The following is a 16,702-nucleotide window of genomic DNA, read 5'->3' as shown; positions in this document are numbered from 1 at the left end:
CCTCCGCCCGCTCCGTCGCCAGGTTGACGCTGGCAGCGAGAACCCCCGGCACGGCCTTCAGGGCGCCTTCGACACGCCCCACGCAGGAGGCGCAGGTCATCCCCCCGATGGGAAGGGATACCGTTTCCCCCGTGAAACTGGATGGCGCGTTCATGGCTGATTCCCTTCGGATTCGTGGTGATGCGCAAGGACATGGGATCTCCCATCTTGGGAGGGTCAAGCAGCAAATTCGTCTTTCTTCAACAACCGCTCGCCGCACCACGCGCGCGCGTTCCTGACCCCGGTGACCCTTGGCATGCAGTGCGCGGATGCCGCGAAAAACTTCTGGCAAAGGCTCTTGACCCTCCCATGCTGGGAGCGCCCACGTCCTGTCCCGCCAAGCTAGAACAGGAGGCAAGGATGCAATTCCACATCGAGAGAATGACCTGCTCGGGCTGCGCCCGGAACGTGACCAAGGCGATCCAGTCGGTCGACGGGACCGCGGTGATCCAGACCGACCCGGAAAACCGCAAGGTCGATGTCGAAACCTCGGCCACGCGCGCCGAGATCGAGGCCGTCCTCGTTGAGGCGGGCTATCCCGCCGCGCGCGAAGCGGCCTGACGGGCCGGCGATGTCCCGCGTTTCCATCACCTTTCCGGGCACCGCAACGTTCGTCGCAGCGGCGCTGGCCGTCGTCCGGGTGCAGGTCGCGCCGTCTGGCGCCATGCATGCGGGGCACTGATCCGGCGAACGGCGAGCCGCCCGCACGGCGGGCGGCCGTTGCGGTGCCTTCACAGGCGGCAGGGTCCAGTGTTCCCGCGTACACCCGAGAAAGTGATGGCGGCTGAAATGGACTCGCTCGGGACAAGCGGCTAGGTTCCCATCATGTTCGCACGCGTGCTCTCCATGCTTGCCATTCTTGCGATCGCCGTGGTGACGACGCTCGGCGCGGCACATGCCGCGCGCATGGTCGGCATGCAGGGCGACCACGCCATGTTCCCCACCGCGATGATGGAAGCCGCGACCGACAGTCATCCCTGCTGCGATGACACCCTGCAGCACGGATCGGGTCATGACGGTCTGTGCGAGTTCGTCTGCGCGGGCCTCCCGGCCATCCTGGTGACGCCGGCGGGCGAAGCGGCGACCGCCTTTGCGCCCGCCCGTCACGACCATCCGCCCGAGCCAGTACACCTTGGCCATGCGCCCGGGCTGAACGAACGACCTCCCAAACTCTGTCTCCTCTGAGCGCGCCCGGGCAGACGCCCGCGGCGTTCGATCGCCATTGATGCACGGGACGGAAGGTCCCGGGGAGACGACCATGAATATACTTTCACGACGCGGCTTTCTTGCCGCAAGTGCCGCGGCCGTCGCGGCTGCGCAGATGCCCCGCCTTGCCCTTGCGCAGACGCCGGCCCCGATCCGCCTCACCGCTGCCACGCGCACGCTCGACATCGACGGGCGCGCGGCCAGGGTCTTCGGCCTTGCCGGACCCGGCGGCCAGGGGCTGATGCTCGACCCCGGACAAAGGTTCCGGGTCGACCTGACCAACGATCTCGATATCGGCACGATCATCCACTGGCACGGCCAGATCCCGCCCAACGCGCAGGACGGGGTGCCGGACATGCCGATGCCCCTGCTCGCGGCGGGCGAAACCCGGTCCTACGATTTCGAGGCGCGGCCGGGCACCCACTGGATGCACAGCCATGTGCCGGTCCAGGAAATGCAGCTGCTGGCGGCCCCGCTGATCGTGCGGTCGCAGGAGGATATCGCCGCCGACCGGCATGAGGTCGTGATGTTCCTGCACGACTTCTCGTTCAAGACGCCGGAGGAGGTATTGGCCGAGATCGGCGCCGGCCATGGCGGCGGAGGGCATGGCGCACATGGGGGCCAGGCCATGCAGGGGATGCCGATGGGCGGCATGGGCGCCATGCAGGGCATGGACCACGCGGCCATGGATCACGGTGCTATGGGCGGCATGCCGATGGGTCAGATGCCGGGCATGGGCGGGATGATGGGCATGGGCGGCCAGATGGGCAGCATGGCCATGGATCTGAACGACTATGACTGGGACGCCTACCTTGCCAATGACCGCACGCTGTCAGACCCCGAGGTGGTGCAGGTCGAGCGCGGCAGTCGCATCCGGCTCCGCGTCATAAACGCTGCGGCGGCCACGGTGTTCTGGATCGATACCGGGACGGCTGCGGCGCGCCTCGTCGCGGTAGACGGCCATGCGGTGCAGCCGGTGCCGGGCAACCGGTTCGGGCTTGCCATGGGACAGCGGCTCGATCTCTCGATCGACCTGCCGGGCGAAACTGGAGCGTGGCCGATCCTCGCGCTGCGCGAGGGCGCGCGGGAGCGCACCGGTCTGATCCTCGCCACGCCCGGTGCCGAGGTGCGGCGCGTTGATGCCATGGCAGAGGCCGAGGCCCCGGCCTTCGACACCGATCTCGCGCAGGAAGCGCGGCTGGTGGCGGTGGACGCCCTGCCGGGCCGGCCGGTCGACCGCGGCCAGATGCTGATGCTCGGCGGCTCGATGCAGCCCTATGTCTGGACGATCAACGGGGCGGTCTGGGGCCAGCACCAGCCTGTGACCGCGCGCAGCGGCGAGCGGGTCGTGCTGTCGTTCCACAACATGTCGATGATGGGCCACCCGATGCACCTGCACGGCCATGCGTTCCAGGTCGTCGGCATCAACGGACGCCGCCTTTCCGGCGCGCTGCGCGACACGGTCTACGTGCCGCCGATGTCGATGGTGGACGTGGCGCTCGACGCCGGCGAGGCCGCGCGCTGGATGCTGCATTGCCACCACATGCCGCATCTCGCGACCGGCATGATGACCGAGTTCGCGGTCGGCGCCTCGGCGTGAGCGCGGCCGGGGTGCCCGCGCCGGGCGCCCCGGCCCGTACGTCAGAGCAGGAGGACGTCACGATGAACTGGAACGACACCGGCCCCGGCATGGGGTTCGGCTGGCTCTTCGGCCCGCCGATCCTGGTGCTGGTGGTCTTGGCCATAGCGGCCCTCATCAAATATCTTCGCAAACAGGAGTCACCCATGACCCACTCGATCAACCGGACGATCCCGAAGGATGCGATCCGGAGGTACCAAATCCTGACCATTGCGCTTGCGGCGCTCCTGTCCGGCACCGGATACGCGCCCCAGGCCATGGCCGACACCACCCTGGGCCGCGGCGCGGTCTTCTCCGCGGACGAGGGGGACGGAAGCCTCAGCCGCATCGACCTGGCGACGGGTTCGGTGGAGGCCATCGCCCTGCCGCTGATGCCGCACAATGTCGATGTCAGCACCGCGGCGGGTCTCGTCTTCGCGGTCGGAATGGGTGGCATGGAGGCGGGCGAGATGCCGGGCATGGAGATGGGCGGGCACGGCGAGGGACGCCTCGCCGTCCTGAAGCTCGATGATCTGAAGGCCGGTCCCATCGCCGTTGTCGAGGCGGGCCACCACCCGGCGCATGTCGTGCCCGATGCGGATGCCAGCCGGGTCTTCGTGACCGATTCCGAATCCGATGCGGTCCTGGTCATCGACCTTGCCAGCGGCAAGACGGTCAAGGAGATCACCACGGGCGCCTATCCCCATGGCCAGCGGATCAGCCCGGATGGGTCGGAGCTTTACGTCGCCAACGTGGAGGACGACTCCGTCTCGGTCATCGACACGAAAAGCCTGTCGGAAGTTGCGCGGATTCCTGTCGGCGACGCGCCGGTGCAGGTGGGCTTCCCGCCGGACGGAACGCGTGCCTATGTCTCGCTCCGCGACGAGGACAAGGTGGCGGTGATCGACCGGGCCACGCGGAGCGTCGTCGCAACCGTTTCCGTCGGCCGCGATCCGATCCAGCTTTTCGTGACGCCCGACGGCAAATTCGTCTACGTCGCCGATCAGGGTGACGACGGGAATCCCGACAACCGGGTCTCGGTCATCGACGTGGCCAGCAATCAGGTAACCGCGACGATCACGGTCGGCATGGGGGCGCATGGGGTGACGATCGGGTCAGACGGGCGCCTTGTCTTCGTCACCAATACAAAGGACAGCACCGTTTCGGTGATCGACGTGGCCAGCCAGACGGTGATCGAGACCATCCCGGTCGGCAAGGAACCGGGCGGCATCGCCTTCGCCGACGGAAACTGATCCCGCAGCAAGACCGATCGCCCCAGCATTGCCCCGGCGCAGTGACAGCGCGCCGGGGCGGTGTCCCGAAACACTCCGATGCCCGGACATGCAGCAAGTGGCTTCCGCGCTTGGTCGAAACGAAGGACGTGGATCATGATCTGGAACGACACGTGTCGTGAGAGGGTTTCGGCATGGGATCCGGCAGGCTCTTCGGCCTGCGGATCCCTGCGCTTGTGGTTTTGGCCATCACGGCGCTGATCAAGTAACTTCGGAAATGGAAGAAAGGACCTCCCAATGACCTACACCATCGACCGGATGATCGCGGACGCTGGCGTCGACGACGTCGACGCGCGCACGCGGAAGGCACTCGCGGATCAGGGCTTCGGCGTTCTGACCGAGATTGACGTCAAGGCAACGATGAAGAAGAAGCTCGACGTCGAGATGCCGGCCTATCGCATCCTCGGCGCCTGCAACCCGAAGATGGCGCATAAGGCAATCGGGATCGAGCCCCGGGTCGGCGCCATGCTGCCCTGCAACGTCATCCTGCACGAGGTCGAGGGCGGCGTGGAGATCAGCGCCATCGACCCGGTGGCGTCCATGCAGGCGATCGAGAATGCCGACCTGAAGGCCGTCGCTGCCGAGGTGCGCGATCTGCTGGCCAAGGTCGTCGCGGCCGTCTGAGATGCGCCTGCGCGCCGGCATATCCGCGGGCCTCGCGATCCTCGGTATCGTCCTCTTCGGCGTCTGGCTCATCTCGCCTTCGGCCCTGGCCGATGTGCGCGGATATCTGGATGCCGAGCGTCTGGAGGCGCTTGTTGCGCGCGCCGGTTTCTGGGGGCCGGTCCTGATCGTCGCGCTCATGACCGTCGCGGTCGTGGCCAGCCCTATACCGAGCGCGCCGATTGCGCTGGCGGCGGGGGCGGCCTACGGGCAGGTCTGGGGGACGGTTCAGGTCGTGGCCGGTGCCGAGCTTGGCGCGCTCATCGCCTTCGGCCTCGCTCGGGTTCTGGGGCGCGATGTCCTGCGGCGCGTGTTCGGTACCTCGGTCGATGCCGGGCTCCTCGGCTCGCAGACCGCGTTGACGGCGACGGTCTTTGCCAGCCGACTCATGCCTTTCGTCTCCTTCGACATGATCAGCTACGCCGCCGGGCTCAGCCGCCTGCACGCCTGGCGGTTCGCCCTTGCGACGCTCGCGGGCATCATCCCGGCGAGCTTCCTGCTCGCGCATTTCGGAGGCGAGGCGGCCAGCGGCGACGTCGGGCGGGCAACCTGGGCGGTGTTCGGCCTCGGCCTCGTGACCGGCTTGCCGCTGGTCTGGGTGGCGCTGCGCGGCAAGGGACGGCAGGCGAAAGACGACAATCCGTGAATTGTCTTGAGCCTCCCACCGTTGGAGGCCCCAGGCATGAGTCGACGGGATGAAAGGTTGGCACGACATGGAACACGATCACCACCACAAGACCCCCGACGTTCCCGCAGGGACCGCGACGGCGACGGACCCGGTCTGCGGAATGGCCGTGGCCATCAGGCCGGACGGTCGTCATGCCGAGTTCGGGGGCGAGACCTTCCACTTCTGCTCGGCGAAGTGCGAGACGACGTTCAAGGCCGATCCGTACCTCTACGCCTCCGGCAACGCGCGGAAGGCGGGGCAACGCGTGCAGCCCGGCGCGCAGTACACCTGCCCGATGCACCCGGAAATCGTCCGGGACAAACCGGGGAACTGCCCGATCTGCGGCATGGCGCTGGAACCCATGGTGCCGTCGAATGAGCCGAGCCACGAGCTTGTCGATTTCACGCGGCGGATGTGGATCTCGGCGGCGGCGGCGGTGCCTCTCGTCATCATCACGATGGGCGAACTCGTCGGGCTCGACGTGCGCACGTGGATGGGGCACCGCGTCTCGGTCTTTGCGGAATTCGTTCTGGCGACCCCGGTGATCCTCTGGGCGGCGCTGCCGTTCTTCCGGCGCGGGATCGACTCGATCCGCAACGCCTCGCCCAACATGTGGACGCTGATCTCGCTCGGCGTGGGGGCCGCGTATCTCTACTCGCTGGTCGCGACCTTCGCGCCGGGCGTGTTTCCCGCCGAGTACCGGATGGGCCACGGCGTCGGCACCTATTACGAGGCCGCCGTGGTGATCGTCGCGCTTGTCTTCGTGGGCCAGGTGCTGGAACTGCGCGCGCGGGAGCGAACGGGGGACGCGATCCGGGCGCTCCTGGACCTCGCGCCCAAGACCGCGCGCCGCATCCTGCCGGATGGCTCGGAATACGACGCCCCGCTTGAGAACATCGTCGAGGGCGACCTGCTGCGGGTCCGACCCGGCGACAGCGTGCCGGTGGACGGCGAGGTGGTCGAGGGTCGCTCGTCCGTCGACGAAAGCATGATCACCGGTGAACCGGTGCCGGTCGAGAAGGTCGAGCGCGACCGCGTCACCGGCGGCACGATCAACAAGAACGGCACGCTGGCGATGCGCGCGACGCAGGTCGGCGCGGACACGGTGCTGTCGCAGATCGTCGAGATGGTCGCGGGCGCGCGGCGGTCGCGGGCGCCGATCCAGGGGCTCGCGGACCGGGTCTCGTCCATCTTCGTGCCGACGGTGGTGCTGGTGGCGATCATTGCCTTCGGCGCCTGGCTCTGGGCCGGGCCGGAGCCGGCGCTGGCCTTCGCCATCGCCTCGGCCGTCTCGGTCCTGATCATCGCCTGCCCCTGCGCGCTGGGGCTCGCGACGCCGATCTCGATCACCACGGCCGCCGGCCGGGGCGCGCAGGTGGGTGTCCTGATCAAGGATGCCGAGGCGCTGGAGCGGATGGCACGGGTCGATACGGTGATCGTCGACAAGACCGGGACGCTGACGGAAGGAAGGCCGCGTCTGACCGATGTGGTGGCGCTTAACGGCGACGAGGCGGAGGTGCTGGGCTTCGCCGCCGCGCTCGAGCGCGGATCGGAGCATCCCCTTGCCGAGGCGATCGTGGCGGGCGCGAAGGACCGTGGCCTGACGCCTGATCCGGCGCAGGATTTCGAGGCGGTCACCGGAAAGGGCGTGCACGGCACCGTCGCGGGCCGCAAGGTCGCGCTCGGCAATGCGGCGATGATGACCGATTTCGGGCTTTCGACGGAAGAGGCCGAGTTAACGGCCGATACGCTCCGCGCGGACGGCAAGACGGCGATGTTCATGGCCGTCGATGGGGCACTGGCGGGGATCGTCGCCGTGGCCGATCCGATCAAGGAGACGACGGCAGCGGCAATCCGCGATCTCCACGCGCTGGGGCTGACCATCATCATGGCCACGGGCGACAACCGGCGCACGGCCGAGGCGGTGGCCTCGCGGCTCGGCATCGACGAGGTGCGCGCGGGCGTCCTGCCGGAGGACAAGCAGAAGCTGGTCGAGGAACTGCGCGCCAGGGGCAGGTCGGTGGCGATGGCCGGCGACGGGGTGAACGACGCCCCGGCGCTCGCGGCCGCCGACGTCGGCATCGCGATGAGCACCGGCGCCGACGTGGCGGTGGAAAGCGCCGGGATCACGCTGATGCGCGGGGACCTCGTGGGCCTCGTGCGGGCGCGCAAGCTGGCCGTGGCCACGCTCGGGAACATCAGGCAGAACCTGTTCTTCGCCTTCGTCTACAACGCCGCGGGCGTGCCCGTCGCCGCCGGCGTGCTCTATCCGCTGACCGGCCTCCTGCTCTCGCCGATGATCGCGGCGGCGGCGATGAGCCTCTCATCGGTCTCGGTCATCAGCAACGCGCTGCGGCTGAGGCGGATCGACCTCTGAACGCACCTGACTTCAATCACCAACGGAGAACGACATGACCCACGACACCCTCACCCGCCGCGGAGCGCTGATCGGCAGCGGGGCCCTGCTTGCGGGACTGCCCCGGCTGTCGCTGGCCCAGTCCGGCGGACCGTCGGTCCACGTCCTGAAGGACCCGAATTGCGGCTGCTGCTCGGCCTGGATCGAGATCCTCGAGCGCGACGGCTTCCCCGTCACGACCGAGGCACGCGCGGGGACGCTCCTCATGCGCTACAAGTCCGAGAACGGGATCCCGCAAAGCATGGTATCCTGCCACACGGCCCGGGTCGAGGGCTACATGATCGAGGGCCACGTGCCGGTCGCCGACATCCGGCGTCTTCTCGAGGAACGGCCCGATGCGGTCGGACTGGCCGTGCCGGACATGCCCTACGGCTCGCCCGGAATGGGGCCTGAGAGCGAACGCGAGGCCTTCGACGTGTTCCTCATCCGGCGAGACGGCAGCACCGAGGTCTTCACGCGTTACGATGCGGCCTGACGCAGGTCCGGGCGCGGTTCCCTTCGGTGGCGGAGGATCGCGAAGACGATGGCGCCGGATCGGAGCGTCGGGCGCGCGAACGACGATGAGCGGCTGCGCTGGAGCCGCATCGGGAATCGGAGTAGCATGGTTTATTGTCATTCCGGGGGGAGCGTTCCATGGAACTGAATTCCAGCCAGGTGACTGTGATGCTGCCGGTCCGTGATCTGGCACGGGCGCGTGACTTCTACGAGCGGGCCCTGGCGCTGCCGGCGGGCGAGGAGCGGCTCGACGGCAAGGTCGTCTACCTCTGTGGCGGTTGCGAGGTGGCACTCTTCCCGAAGCCCGAAGGGACGAAGGCAGAGCATACCGCGATCAGCTTCAGGGTGGATGACATCCGTGCCGCGATTGCCGAGCTGGAGAGCCGTGGCGTGATCTTCACCGACTACGATCTGCCGGGGTTCAAGACGGTCGGGCACGTCTGCGTGCTCGGCTCCGAGAAGGCCGCGTGGTTCAACGATCCCGAGGGCAACATTCTCTGCCTGCACGAGGATATCCCGCCCGCCACCGCGTGAACCGAGGGCTATGGCGCTGCTCCGCCCGTCCCGCGGGCGACGGTCAAACCGCGCGCTCGTCCCTGTCCCTTCAGCTGCCAGACCTGCGCCCCAAGGCGCCGTCGCCTGACGCCTGTGCGCCAGGATGAGGGCTCCGACGTTACCGCGACCCTCAAGCATGCGCCGGCCGCTTCCGGTTGCGGCAGTGCCCGAGATGCGGGACGGCCCACGTCGCCGTCACCCGGCGACCGCGAAACCCCGGCGCGAGGCCTTCTTCCGCGCCGGCTTTGCAGACGCCTCATCGTCCGAACTCAGGCTGGTCAGGATCGGGCAATCGGGCCGGCTGTCGCCATGACAGTGACGCGCAAGGTGCTGCAGCGTGCCGATCATCTCGTCGAGTTCGCGGCGGCGCAGTTCCAGGTCGCGGACATGGTCCAGGGCCAGCGTCTTCACATCCGCGCTCGCCCGGCTGCCGTCCAGCCAGAGGTCGAGGAGGGACGCGATCTGCTTCACCTGAAAGCCGAGGTCGCGGGACCGGCGCACGAAACGCAGCATCGCGATGTTCTTGTCGGAATACACGCGATATCCCGAATAGGCCCTGAGCGCCGGGCGGACGAGACCGATCTCCTCATAGTAGCGCAGCATCTTCACCGAGATGCCGGTTGCCTTCGAGGCTTCTCCGATATTCATGCTGTGGCTCCGTTTGAACCCGGCGACGCCGGCATGGATCCTGTTATCCACCCTCCCATCATGGGAGGGTCAAGAGGTTTTTCGAAACCGTCCCGACCGTTTCATCAGGACCGGCACCGACCCTCAGAGAGGCGACGGCCCGGACACGGCTCTCGGCAGGGGCGGCGTCCGAACCGGATGCGGTTCGCGCACGATGCGTTCGTCCACTTCCCGGCCCTTGATGTCAGGCAAGATCAAACGCTCGAGCATTGCGGTTCTCAGAACCTGCAAGAGCCGGCCGAGCAGCGAAGCATGGGCGGGCGAAGGTGCGACGGATATCACCATGGGTCTCCCGGGTCAGCTGTGGTGTGACGAATCGCCTTCTCCGGCCTCCAAGGGCGGGAGGGTCAAGATCTGGGGACATGGTCGGGATGCGCCGGCGGAAATCATCGCGGCCGCCGATCCCGTCACCCGGGGAGTTGCGTTGACCCTGCCGCGACGGGCGACCCGCCGACGCAGGATGTTACCCGCCATCCCAGCCACTTTGGACAAGCGAAGACCCGTTCAAGCCCCGGGGGGCGGGGACCTTTCGCGCCGGTCTCTGGCGCGCGGACGCCGGCTTGTCGCGCCCTTAACCCCGGCGCTGTGAGATCGGCGCCGTTTCCGATCCAGCCAGGGACCAGCCGCCGTGCCGACCTTCCGCAAATACGTCAAGCCGACCTCGCTCACGTGGCTCGCCTCGGCCCTGCCGATCCTCGCGGGCCTCTTCATCGCCTTCGAACCGGTCCACCACCTTGCCGACTGGACGCGGGCGGTGAGCCGGACCTTCGGCGACACCTCGCCCTACCTCCTCATCAATGCGGGACTTGTGGGGATCGGGCTCCGGGGGGCGGTCCGGGTCTGAGGGCGCGGCAGGGCTTGCCCCGGCGGAGCCAAGCCGCTAAATGCGGTGCCGGTGACGCCGCCGGGGGCGCCGGACGGGTCGTTAGCTCAGTTGGTAGAGCGCTTCGTTTACACCGAAGATGTCGGGAGTTCGAGCCTCTCACGACCCACCATCAAATCAATGGCACACGTCCGGCTCGCGATCTGTGCTCAGGTGCCCTGAACCTGGCAACACCTGTGCCCCAAACCGCCGGCAACCTCCAAGACCCGCAACTTCCCCGCGGCGCGTGGGATAGCGATCTTGGGGCCTCGCGGTGCACCGGGCCTTCACTCGTGCTGGCAAAGGCCGGCGGGGTCGGATCGGCACTCCCGGCGTCACGGCAGCGCTCATGCGTACCGGCAGGACGGCGCGGCACGCGAGGCCGCGGTTTCCGCGAACGCCGAACCTCGCGCCGCGGATCTCGCGCCGATCGTCGGGGCCATCCCGGTTGACGGACGCCTGTCGCCGCGGGCGATGGCGGCGGGGTCGATCCGGATGCGCCCCGGTGCGGCCCACCCGGAACCGTCAAGGCGCGGGGCCGAGGATTTCCGTCGTCACGTCGATCGGGGCGCTCCCGCATCGCGCTTGACCGGGTCGGCAAAGGGCGTATCGGGATCGCAGACGTAGAAGAGCACCATGCGAGCGGGGAAATCGCCGTCATTGCGGCCTGTCATGTTCACCCCGGCGGGCTCGACGAAGGCTTGTCCGGACGCAATCACGACCGGCGCCCTGTCATCTAGGTCGAGCGTGAAGGCGCCCTCGATCATGTAGACGGTCACCGGGAAGCGGTGGAAGTGATAGGGGGTGACATCGCCTGGCATCAGGGTGGCGAACAGCACGCGCACTTCCTGTTCGGCGGTCGTTGGAAGCCCCGCCACCACCTCACGGTGAAGCGGCGTCAGCTTCGCCAAGCCGCTGTCCTGCGCACTGCGCGTCACGCCGACCGTCAGGCCAGCGGTCATGGTTTCGACATCGGTTCTCTCGTGCATGTTGGCCTCCGTCCTTGCGGTCAGGCTACCACTTGGCCCGCGACGACGGCAGCAGCGAGTCTGGCAAAGCGCGCTGCAAAAATGCATAACGAAAAAATGTTCGATTGGGACGATCTGCGCCACCTTGTAGCCGTGTCACGGCAGGGAAGCACCCTTGCCGCCGCGAAGACACTCGGCGTGAACCAGTCGACGGTCCATCGACGCCTGGTGGATCTGGAGAAGGCCATCGGCCTGACGTTGATGACGCGCCAGCCGAGCGGTTATCGCCTGACCGAACTTGGAGAGGCGCTGATCGATCACGTGCTTGCCGTTGAAACGGCCGTCCGGACGCTCGAACAGCAGATCCGGGCGTTGAAGCTCGACCTGACGGGTGTCATCCGCCTCACCTGCCCGGAGCCGACCGTCCCGCGGATCGCCGCGACCGGCCTTCTCGACCGGTTCCACGAGCGCTATCCCGGTCTCCGGGTGGAATTCGTCACCAGCGACCGGTACCTCGACCTTGGCCGCGGCGAGGCCGATGTCGCCTTCCGGTCGGGTGACCCCGTCGACGACACCCTCGTCGGTCGCAAGATCTGTGACTCGGTCTGGGCGGTCTACGCAAGCAAGAGCTATGTGCAGCGCCATGGCCGACCGGCGAGGATCGCCGACCTCGCGGACCATGCGCTGATCGGCTTCGATGGCATCATGGAAAACCACCGGGTGGCGAAATGGCTTCCCGTCGCCGTGCCGAATGCCCGGATCGTCAGCCGCAACGACAGCATGCTGGGCACCTTGTCAGCCGTGAAAGCCGGGGTCGGCATCGCGCCGCTGCCGACGACACTCGGGGATGCCGAAGACGTTCTGATCCAGGTCATCCCCCCTGTCGAGGAACTCACACGAAGCTGGTACCTCCTGACCTCGCCCCATGTGCGAAGGACAGCCCGGGTCGCGGCTTTCGTCGACCACGTACTGGAAGACGTGCCGGCCCTTCGCAAGGCGCTGATTGGGTAGTCGCGGCATGCTGGCGAGGGCGCTTGCCGTGGCAATCGCCCGCGCTGCGGGCCCCGGCAGCCCCGACGCGGCGGCGGACGTGCACCGGGCCGGCACGGGCGGGACGGCGCGGCGCCGCGGGTCACCGTGTCCGCCAATGCCGCCTTTTGCGCCCGTGTCCTCGCGCGGCTCGAAGGCCGGGGGGCGCAGGATGGGCTGCAACCGGCAGAATCGCAGTCCGGCGGCTGATGCGCCGCGGCCATCCCGTGGCGCCTTTCCGGAAGGATCGCGGCGGCGGGATGGCGCATTGGAAGCGATCCGGCATCAATCGCAATTTTTCGCTTGAAATGAACATGTTGGCGAGGGCCGTACTTGTCTCAAAAGCCAACTGGGCAGGTCGGTGACCGGCGCGGTATCCTTGCACCTGTAGAGCGAAGTTCTTGGTTCGAAGTGATTATGAGTAAGCGGTCACGAGTGCATCTGTTACCCGAACTTGTTCCCATAGAGCCTCAGGTGGGGAGGACTCTATGGGCACGGTTGCGGAAGTTGGCGCGCAAGTTGGTGCGTTGAGCGGGGGTTGCGCCCCAAGTCGGTGAAATGCCGATGCGCCATGGTCGCGACCTTGGCTATCGCAGTTCCCCTCTTCCAGCCCCGATCATGGCGTATTCTCCCGACGGGCGGACGCATCGTTCAGGCCAATCTGCGACGGAGCCGGTGCGGCTGTCGATGAGGAGCCCGCCGAGGGCCTGGCCGCCGCGACGCAGTGCCTGTCATCCCGGCTCTGCCGCGACACCGCCACAACGGCTGCTGCCGTCGCCCGTGACCGCGCCGGGCCGTATCGGGAGACGGTTTACCGGGCAACTGCGGCCTGCCGCTTCAGCCCCAGCCGGATCTGCTTCTCGATCTCGATGATCGCAAAGAAGGCAGCACCGGTGCCGACGATCAGGAGCCCGTCGAAAAGGGCAACCCCCACGGTTCCGAAAACAGCCTGCAGAAACGGAATGTAGGTGATCGCGAACTGCGCGGCGGTGATGGCGATGACCACCGTCCAGACCACCCTCGTCCCCCGTGCCGCGGCCCATGTCAGCGAGGTGCCGTGGATATTGCGGATGAAGAACAGGTGGAAGATCTCCAGCACCACGAGCGTGTTCATCGCCATGGTCTGCGCGAGCGGCAGGCCAAAGCCCCGGTCGATCGCGTATGAGAACATGCCGAACACCGCCGCCAGGAACAGGGCCGCGACCAGCACCACGTGCCACACGAGTTCGCCCGACAGGATCGGCGCATCGCGGCGGCGGGGCGGGCGGGCCATGGTGCCCGCCTCGGTCGGCTCGAAGGCCAGTGCGAGGCCCAGCGTGATGCCGGTGATGAGGTTCACCCACAGAATCTGCACCGCCGTCAGCGGCAGCGCCATTCCGGCCGCAAGGGCAAAGATCACCACCATCGCCTCCCCTGCGTTGGTGGGCAGGGTCCAGCTGATGACCTTCTTGAGGTTGTCGTAGACGGTGCGCCCCTCGCGCACGGCGGCGGCAATGGCGGCGAAGTTGTCGTCGGCCAGCACCAGATCGGCGGCTTCCTTCGCGGCCTCTGACCCCGTCAGCCCCATGGCGATACCCGCGTCCGCGCGTTTCAGGGCAGGGGCGTCGTTCACCCCGTCGCCGGTCATGGCGACCGAGAGGCCGTTGGCCTGCAGCGCGGTGACAAGGCGCAGCTTGTCTTCGGGCGAGGTGCGGGCAAAGACGTCGATGCCCTGCGCCTCCAGCGCCAGTTGCGCATCGTCGAGCTTGTCGAGATCGGCCCCGGTCAGCACGCGGTTCGGGTTTTCCAGCCCGATCTGGGCGGCGATGGCCGCGGCGGTGCCGGCATGGTCACCGGTGATCATCTTGACCCGGATGCCCGCCGCCCGGCATTCGGCGACGGCGGCGATGGCCTCGGGGCGCGGCGGGTCGATCAGGCCGACGAGGCCGAGGAAGCTCAACCCGCGTTCCAGCTTGGCGGGGTCGATCCGGTCGTCGTCCTCGGGACGCGCGGCCAGGGCCAGCACCCGCAGGCCCCGCCGGGCCATCGCCTCGGCCCGGTCGTGCCAGGGGGCGTAGTCGATGTCGGCGCACATCCGCAGCACCCGTTCGGGGGCGCCCTTCACATAGATCAGCCGGCCATCGGGCCCATCGGTGAGCACGGCCATGAAGCGATGGCGGCTGTCGAAGGGAATGGCGTCGATCCGGCGCGCCGCGATCTCCGGCGTGATCTTGCCGGAAAAGGCCAGCAGCGCACCCTCCATCGGGTCGCCCTCGACCGTCCAGGCCCCGCCTCGGTCATGAAGGGCCGCGTCGTTGCAGAGGGCCGCCGCGCGGGCCAGCCCGGAAAGGTCGCCTGCGGGAGTGATCTCTCCACGCGGCGCGTAGCCGTCGCCACTGATGGCAAAGCTGCCCTCGGGTGTCTCGGCGGCGGCCACCACCATCTCGTTGCGGGTCAGGGTGCCGGTCTTGTCGGTGCAGATGACCGAGACCGAGCCGATGGATTCGATCGCAGGCAGGCGGCGCACGATGGCATTGCGCCGCGCCATGGCCTGCACGCCGATGGCCAGCGTGATCGTCATGACGGCCGGAAGACCCTCGGGGATGGCAGAGACGGCGATGGCGACGACCGTCATGAACAGGTCGGCAAAGTCCATGTGGCCGACGAAATACCCCCAGCCCAAGAGCAGTGCCGCGACGAGCAGGATCAGGAACGACAGCCAGCGCGCGAAATGGTCCATCTGCGCGACCAGCGGCGTCGTCAGCTGTTCGACCCCCGCCAGCAGGCCGCCGATGCGGCCGATCTCGGTCGCGGGGCCGGTGGCGGTGACCACTCCGCGGGCGGCGCCCTGCGTGACCAGCGTGCCCGACCAGAGCATCGACCGGCGGTCGCCAAGGGGCGCATCGGCGGCGACGGGGCCTTCGGCCTTTTCCACCGGCACCGACTCGCCGGTCAGGATCGCCTCCTGTGCCGCGACCCCGCGCGCCTCGATCAGCCGCAGGTCGGCGGGAACCTTGTCGCCTGCCTCCAGAAGGACGATGTCGCCCGGCACCAGCCTGTCGCCCGCCACGGTCACCCGCCGCCCGTCACGCAGCACGGCGGCGCGCGGGGCGAGCATCTGCCGGATCGCGGCCATGGCGGTTTCGGCCTTGCCCTCCTGAAGGAAGCCGATCACCGCATTGGCGAGGACAACGGCCAGGATCACCCCGGTATCGACCCAGTGCTGAAGCGCGCCGGTCACGATGGCGGCGCCGATCAGGACGTAGATAAGCACGTTGTTGAACTGCCCGAGGAAGCGCAGCACCGGCCCCCGCGTCCGCGCTTCGGGCAGCCGGTTGGGGCCATGCGCGGCAAGACGGCGGTCGGCTTCGGCCGTGCTCAGGCCGCTGGCGGTGGCGTCCAGGTCGGTCAGGCAGTCGGCGACGGGGCGGGCGTGCGGGTCGATCATCTGCATCAGCGCGCCGTATAGCCCCCGTCGATGGCGATCTCGGCCCCGGTGACGAACTTTGCCTCGTCCGAGGCCAGCCAGACCACGGCCCAGGCGATGTCATCGGGTTCGCCCATGTGGCCGATGGGATGGACCGCCCCTGCCGCGGCCTTGGCGGCCTCCAGATCGGGCGAGGTGGCGCGCAGGTGGTTTTCCACCATCGGTGTCCAGATATAGCCGGGGTGGATCGAATTCACCCGGATCTGCTCGGGTGCATAGGTGACGGCGTCGTTCTTGGTCATCAGCCTTACCGCGCCCTTGAAGGCGTGATAGGCCGCCAGATTGCCCACGCCGATCAGGCCGGCGATGGAAGACAGGTTGACGATCGACCCGCCGCCCGCGGCGCGAAGATGCGGAACGGCATGTTTGGTGCCGAACATCACGCCCTTGACGTTCACGGCCTGAACCCGGTCCCATTCCTCCTCGGTGACCTGATCGGTGGGTTTCGGGCTGCCGGAGATGCCCGCGTTGTTGACCATCACGTGCAGGCCGCCGAACCGGGTGGCGGCCGCATCGACGGCCGCTTTCATCGCGGCCTCGTCAGCCACATCCACGCGCCAGAAGCAGACCGCATGTCCCTTCGCGCCCAGATCGCCCGCCAGGGCCATGCCTTCGGCCTCCATCAAATCGAACATCGCAACCTGTGCGCCTTCTTCGGCCATGCGCTCCACGCAGGCACGGCCAATCCCCACGGCGCCCCCGGTCACGATGGCGGTCTTTCCGGAAAGTCGGTTCATGG

General features: G+C 67.9%; 16 protein-coding genes and 1 tRNA gene. 12 read left to right on the top strand and 5 right to left on the bottom strand.

All coding sequences use genetic code 11. From position 1 onward, the window contains the following. Positions 1-154 (bottom strand): cation transporter (locus F9K34_RS03705; RefSeq protein WP_291335489.1); only part of this gene is annotated, 154 nt, incomplete at its 3' end. A gap of 245 nt (positions 155-399) precedes the next feature. Between F9K34_RS03705 and F9K34_RS03700 the strand changes: the two genes are divergently transcribed. From F9K34_RS03700 to F9K34_RS03660, 9 genes are all read left to right on the top strand, one after another. After that, positions 400-600 carry a heavy-metal-associated domain-containing protein gene (locus F9K34_RS03700; RefSeq protein WP_291335482.1) on the top strand — a complete coding sequence of 67 codons (201 nt, stop codon included), beginning with the start codon at positions 400-402 and terminating at the stop codon, positions 598-600. A gap of 264 nt (positions 601-864) precedes the next feature. Next, positions 865-1,224, top strand: coding sequence for a hypothetical protein (locus tag F9K34_RS03695; protein WP_291335481.1), 360 nt, complete (start codon positions 865-867; stop codon positions 1,222-1,224). A 73-nt stretch (positions 1,225-1,297) separates the two neighbouring features. Beyond that, positions 1,298-2,845 carry a multicopper oxidase family protein gene (locus F9K34_RS03690; protein WP_291335479.1) on the top strand — a complete coding sequence of 516 codons (1,548 nt, stop codon included), beginning with the start codon at positions 1,298-1,300 and terminating at the stop codon, positions 2,843-2,845. 62 nt (positions 2,846-2,907) lie between these two features. Next, positions 2,908-4,116, top strand: coding sequence for a cytochrome D1 domain-containing protein (locus tag F9K34_RS03685; RefSeq protein ID WP_291335477.1), 1,209 nt, complete (start codon positions 2,908-2,910; stop codon positions 4,114-4,116). A 276-nt stretch (positions 4,117-4,392) separates the two neighbouring features. Beyond that, positions 4,393-4,779, top strand: coding sequence for a DUF302 domain-containing protein (locus F9K34_RS03680; protein ID WP_291335476.1), 387 nt, complete (start codon positions 4,393-4,395; stop codon positions 4,777-4,779). 1 nt (position 4,780) lies between these two features. Then, on the top strand, positions 4,781-5,464 hold the full coding sequence (locus F9K34_RS03675; RefSeq protein ID WP_291335475.1) for a TVP38/TMEM64 family protein: 684 nt from the start codon (positions 4,781-4,783) through the stop codon (positions 5,462-5,464). A gap of 67 nt (positions 5,465-5,531) precedes the next feature. Beyond that, the gene (locus F9K34_RS03670) at positions 5,532-7,862 is read left to right on the top strand and encodes a heavy metal translocating P-type ATPase (protein ID WP_291335487.1); all 2,331 of its coding nucleotides are present in this window, start codon (positions 5,532-5,534) and stop codon (positions 7,860-7,862) included. Positions 7,863-7,896: 34 nt separating this feature from the next. Then, positions 7,897-8,376, top strand: coding sequence for a DUF411 domain-containing protein (locus F9K34_RS03665; protein ID WP_291335473.1), 480 nt, complete (start codon positions 7,897-7,899; stop codon positions 8,374-8,376). 158 nt (positions 8,377-8,534) lie between these two features. Next, positions 8,535-8,930: a VOC family protein gene (locus tag F9K34_RS03660; protein WP_291335471.1), complete on the top strand. Its 396-nt coding sequence runs from the start codon at positions 8,535-8,537 to the stop codon at positions 8,928-8,930. A gap of 216 nt (positions 8,931-9,146) precedes the next feature. Here F9K34_RS03660 and cueR read toward each other — a convergent pair whose 3' ends face one another. After that, entirely contained in the window at positions 9,147-9,599 is a 453-nt protein-coding gene (gene cueR, locus F9K34_RS03655) for a Cu(I)-responsive transcriptional regulator (RefSeq protein WP_291335469.1), read from the bottom strand. A gap of 667 nt (positions 9,600-10,266) precedes the next feature. Here cueR and F9K34_RS03650 point away from each other — a divergent pair. After that, a complete protein-coding gene (locus F9K34_RS03650; RefSeq protein WP_291335467.1) occupies positions 10,267-10,482 on the top strand; it encodes a hypothetical protein in 216 nt (71 codons plus the stop codon). 75 nt (positions 10,483-10,557) lie between these two features. After that, positions 10,558-10,633: transfer RNA gene (locus F9K34_RS03645), tRNA-Val, on the top strand. Between the two features lie 421 nt (positions 10,634-11,054). On the opposite strand, the gene F9K34_RS03640 is transcribed toward F9K34_RS03645, so the two are convergent. Further along, entirely contained in the window at positions 11,055-11,489 is a 435-nt protein-coding gene (locus F9K34_RS03640) for a cupin domain-containing protein (RefSeq protein ID WP_291335465.1), read from the bottom strand. 96 nt (positions 11,490-11,585) lie between these two features. Here F9K34_RS03640 and F9K34_RS03635 point away from each other — a divergent pair, with 96 nt between their 5' ends. After that, the gene (locus F9K34_RS03635; RefSeq protein WP_291335463.1) at positions 11,586-12,479 is read left to right on the top strand and encodes a LysR family transcriptional regulator; all 894 of its coding nucleotides are present in this window, start codon (positions 11,586-11,588) and stop codon (positions 12,477-12,479) included. Between the two features lie 829 nt (positions 12,480-13,308). Here the strand turns inward: F9K34_RS03635 and F9K34_RS03630 are convergent. Together F9K34_RS03630 and F9K34_RS03625 are read right to left on the bottom strand one after the other, a co-directional pair. Beyond that, positions 13,309-15,930, bottom strand: coding sequence for a cation-transporting P-type ATPase (locus tag F9K34_RS03630; RefSeq protein WP_291335462.1), 2,622 nt, complete (start codon positions 15,928-15,930; stop codon positions 13,309-13,311). Next, complete coding sequence (locus tag F9K34_RS03625) at positions 15,930-16,700, bottom strand: SDR family NAD(P)-dependent oxidoreductase (RefSeq protein WP_291335460.1); 771 nt, start codon at positions 16,698-16,700, stop codon at positions 15,930-15,932. Before F9K34_RS03625 ends, F9K34_RS03630 begins: the two co-directional genes overlap by 1 nt. Positions 16,701-16,702: the final 2 nt, after the last annotated feature.

This window comes from Albidovulum sp. (assembly GCF_008933605.1).
Lineage (GTDB): Bacteria > Pseudomonadota > Alphaproteobacteria > Rhodobacterales > Rhodobacteraceae > Albidovulum.
Note: the sequence above shows the minus strand (reverse complement) of the source record. Positions and strands in the feature narration are given on the sequence as shown.

Coding starts and splice junctions, on each gene's coding strand:
- F9K34_RS03700 (WP_291335482.1), top strand. CDS start 400: ATGCAATTCCACATCGAGAGAATGACCTGCTCGGGCTGCGCCCGGAAC.
- F9K34_RS03695 (WP_291335481.1), top strand. CDS start 865: ATGTTCGCACGCGTGCTCTCCATGCTTGCCATTCTTGCGATCGCCGTG.
- F9K34_RS03690 (WP_291335479.1), top strand. CDS start 1,298: ATGAATATACTTTCACGACGCGGCTTTCTTGCCGCAAGTGCCGCGGCC.
- F9K34_RS03685 (WP_291335477.1), top strand. CDS start 2,908: ATGAACTGGAACGACACCGGCCCCGGCATGGGGTTCGGCTGGCTCTTC.
- F9K34_RS03680 (WP_291335476.1), top strand. CDS start 4,393: ATGACCTACACCATCGACCGGATGATCGCGGACGCTGGCGTCGACGAC.
- F9K34_RS03675 (WP_291335475.1), top strand. CDS start 4,781: ATGCGCCTGCGCGCCGGCATATCCGCGGGCCTCGCGATCCTCGGTATC.
- F9K34_RS03670 (WP_291335487.1), top strand. CDS start 5,532: ATGGAACACGATCACCACCACAAGACCCCCGACGTTCCCGCAGGGACC.
- F9K34_RS03665 (WP_291335473.1), top strand. CDS start 7,897: ATGACCCACGACACCCTCACCCGCCGCGGAGCGCTGATCGGCAGCGGG.
- F9K34_RS03660 (WP_291335471.1), top strand. CDS start 8,535: ATGGAACTGAATTCCAGCCAGGTGACTGTGATGCTGCCGGTCCGTGAT.
- cueR (WP_291335469.1), bottom strand. CDS start 9,599: ATGAATATCGGAGAAGCCTCGAAGGCAACCGGCATCTCGGTGAAGATG.
- F9K34_RS03640 (WP_291335465.1), bottom strand. CDS start 11,489: ATGCACGAGAGAACCGATGTCGAAACCATGACCGCTGGCCTGACGGTC.
- F9K34_RS03635 (WP_291335463.1), top strand. CDS start 11,586: ATGTTCGATTGGGACGATCTGCGCCACCTTGTAGCCGTGTCACGGCAG.
- F9K34_RS03630 (WP_291335462.1), bottom strand. CDS start 15,930: ATGCAGATGATCGACCCGCACGCCCGCCCCGTCGCCGACTGCCTGACC.
- F9K34_RS03625 (WP_291335460.1), bottom strand. CDS start 16,700: ATGAACCGACTTTCCGGAAAGACCGCCATCGTGACCGGGGGCGCCGTG.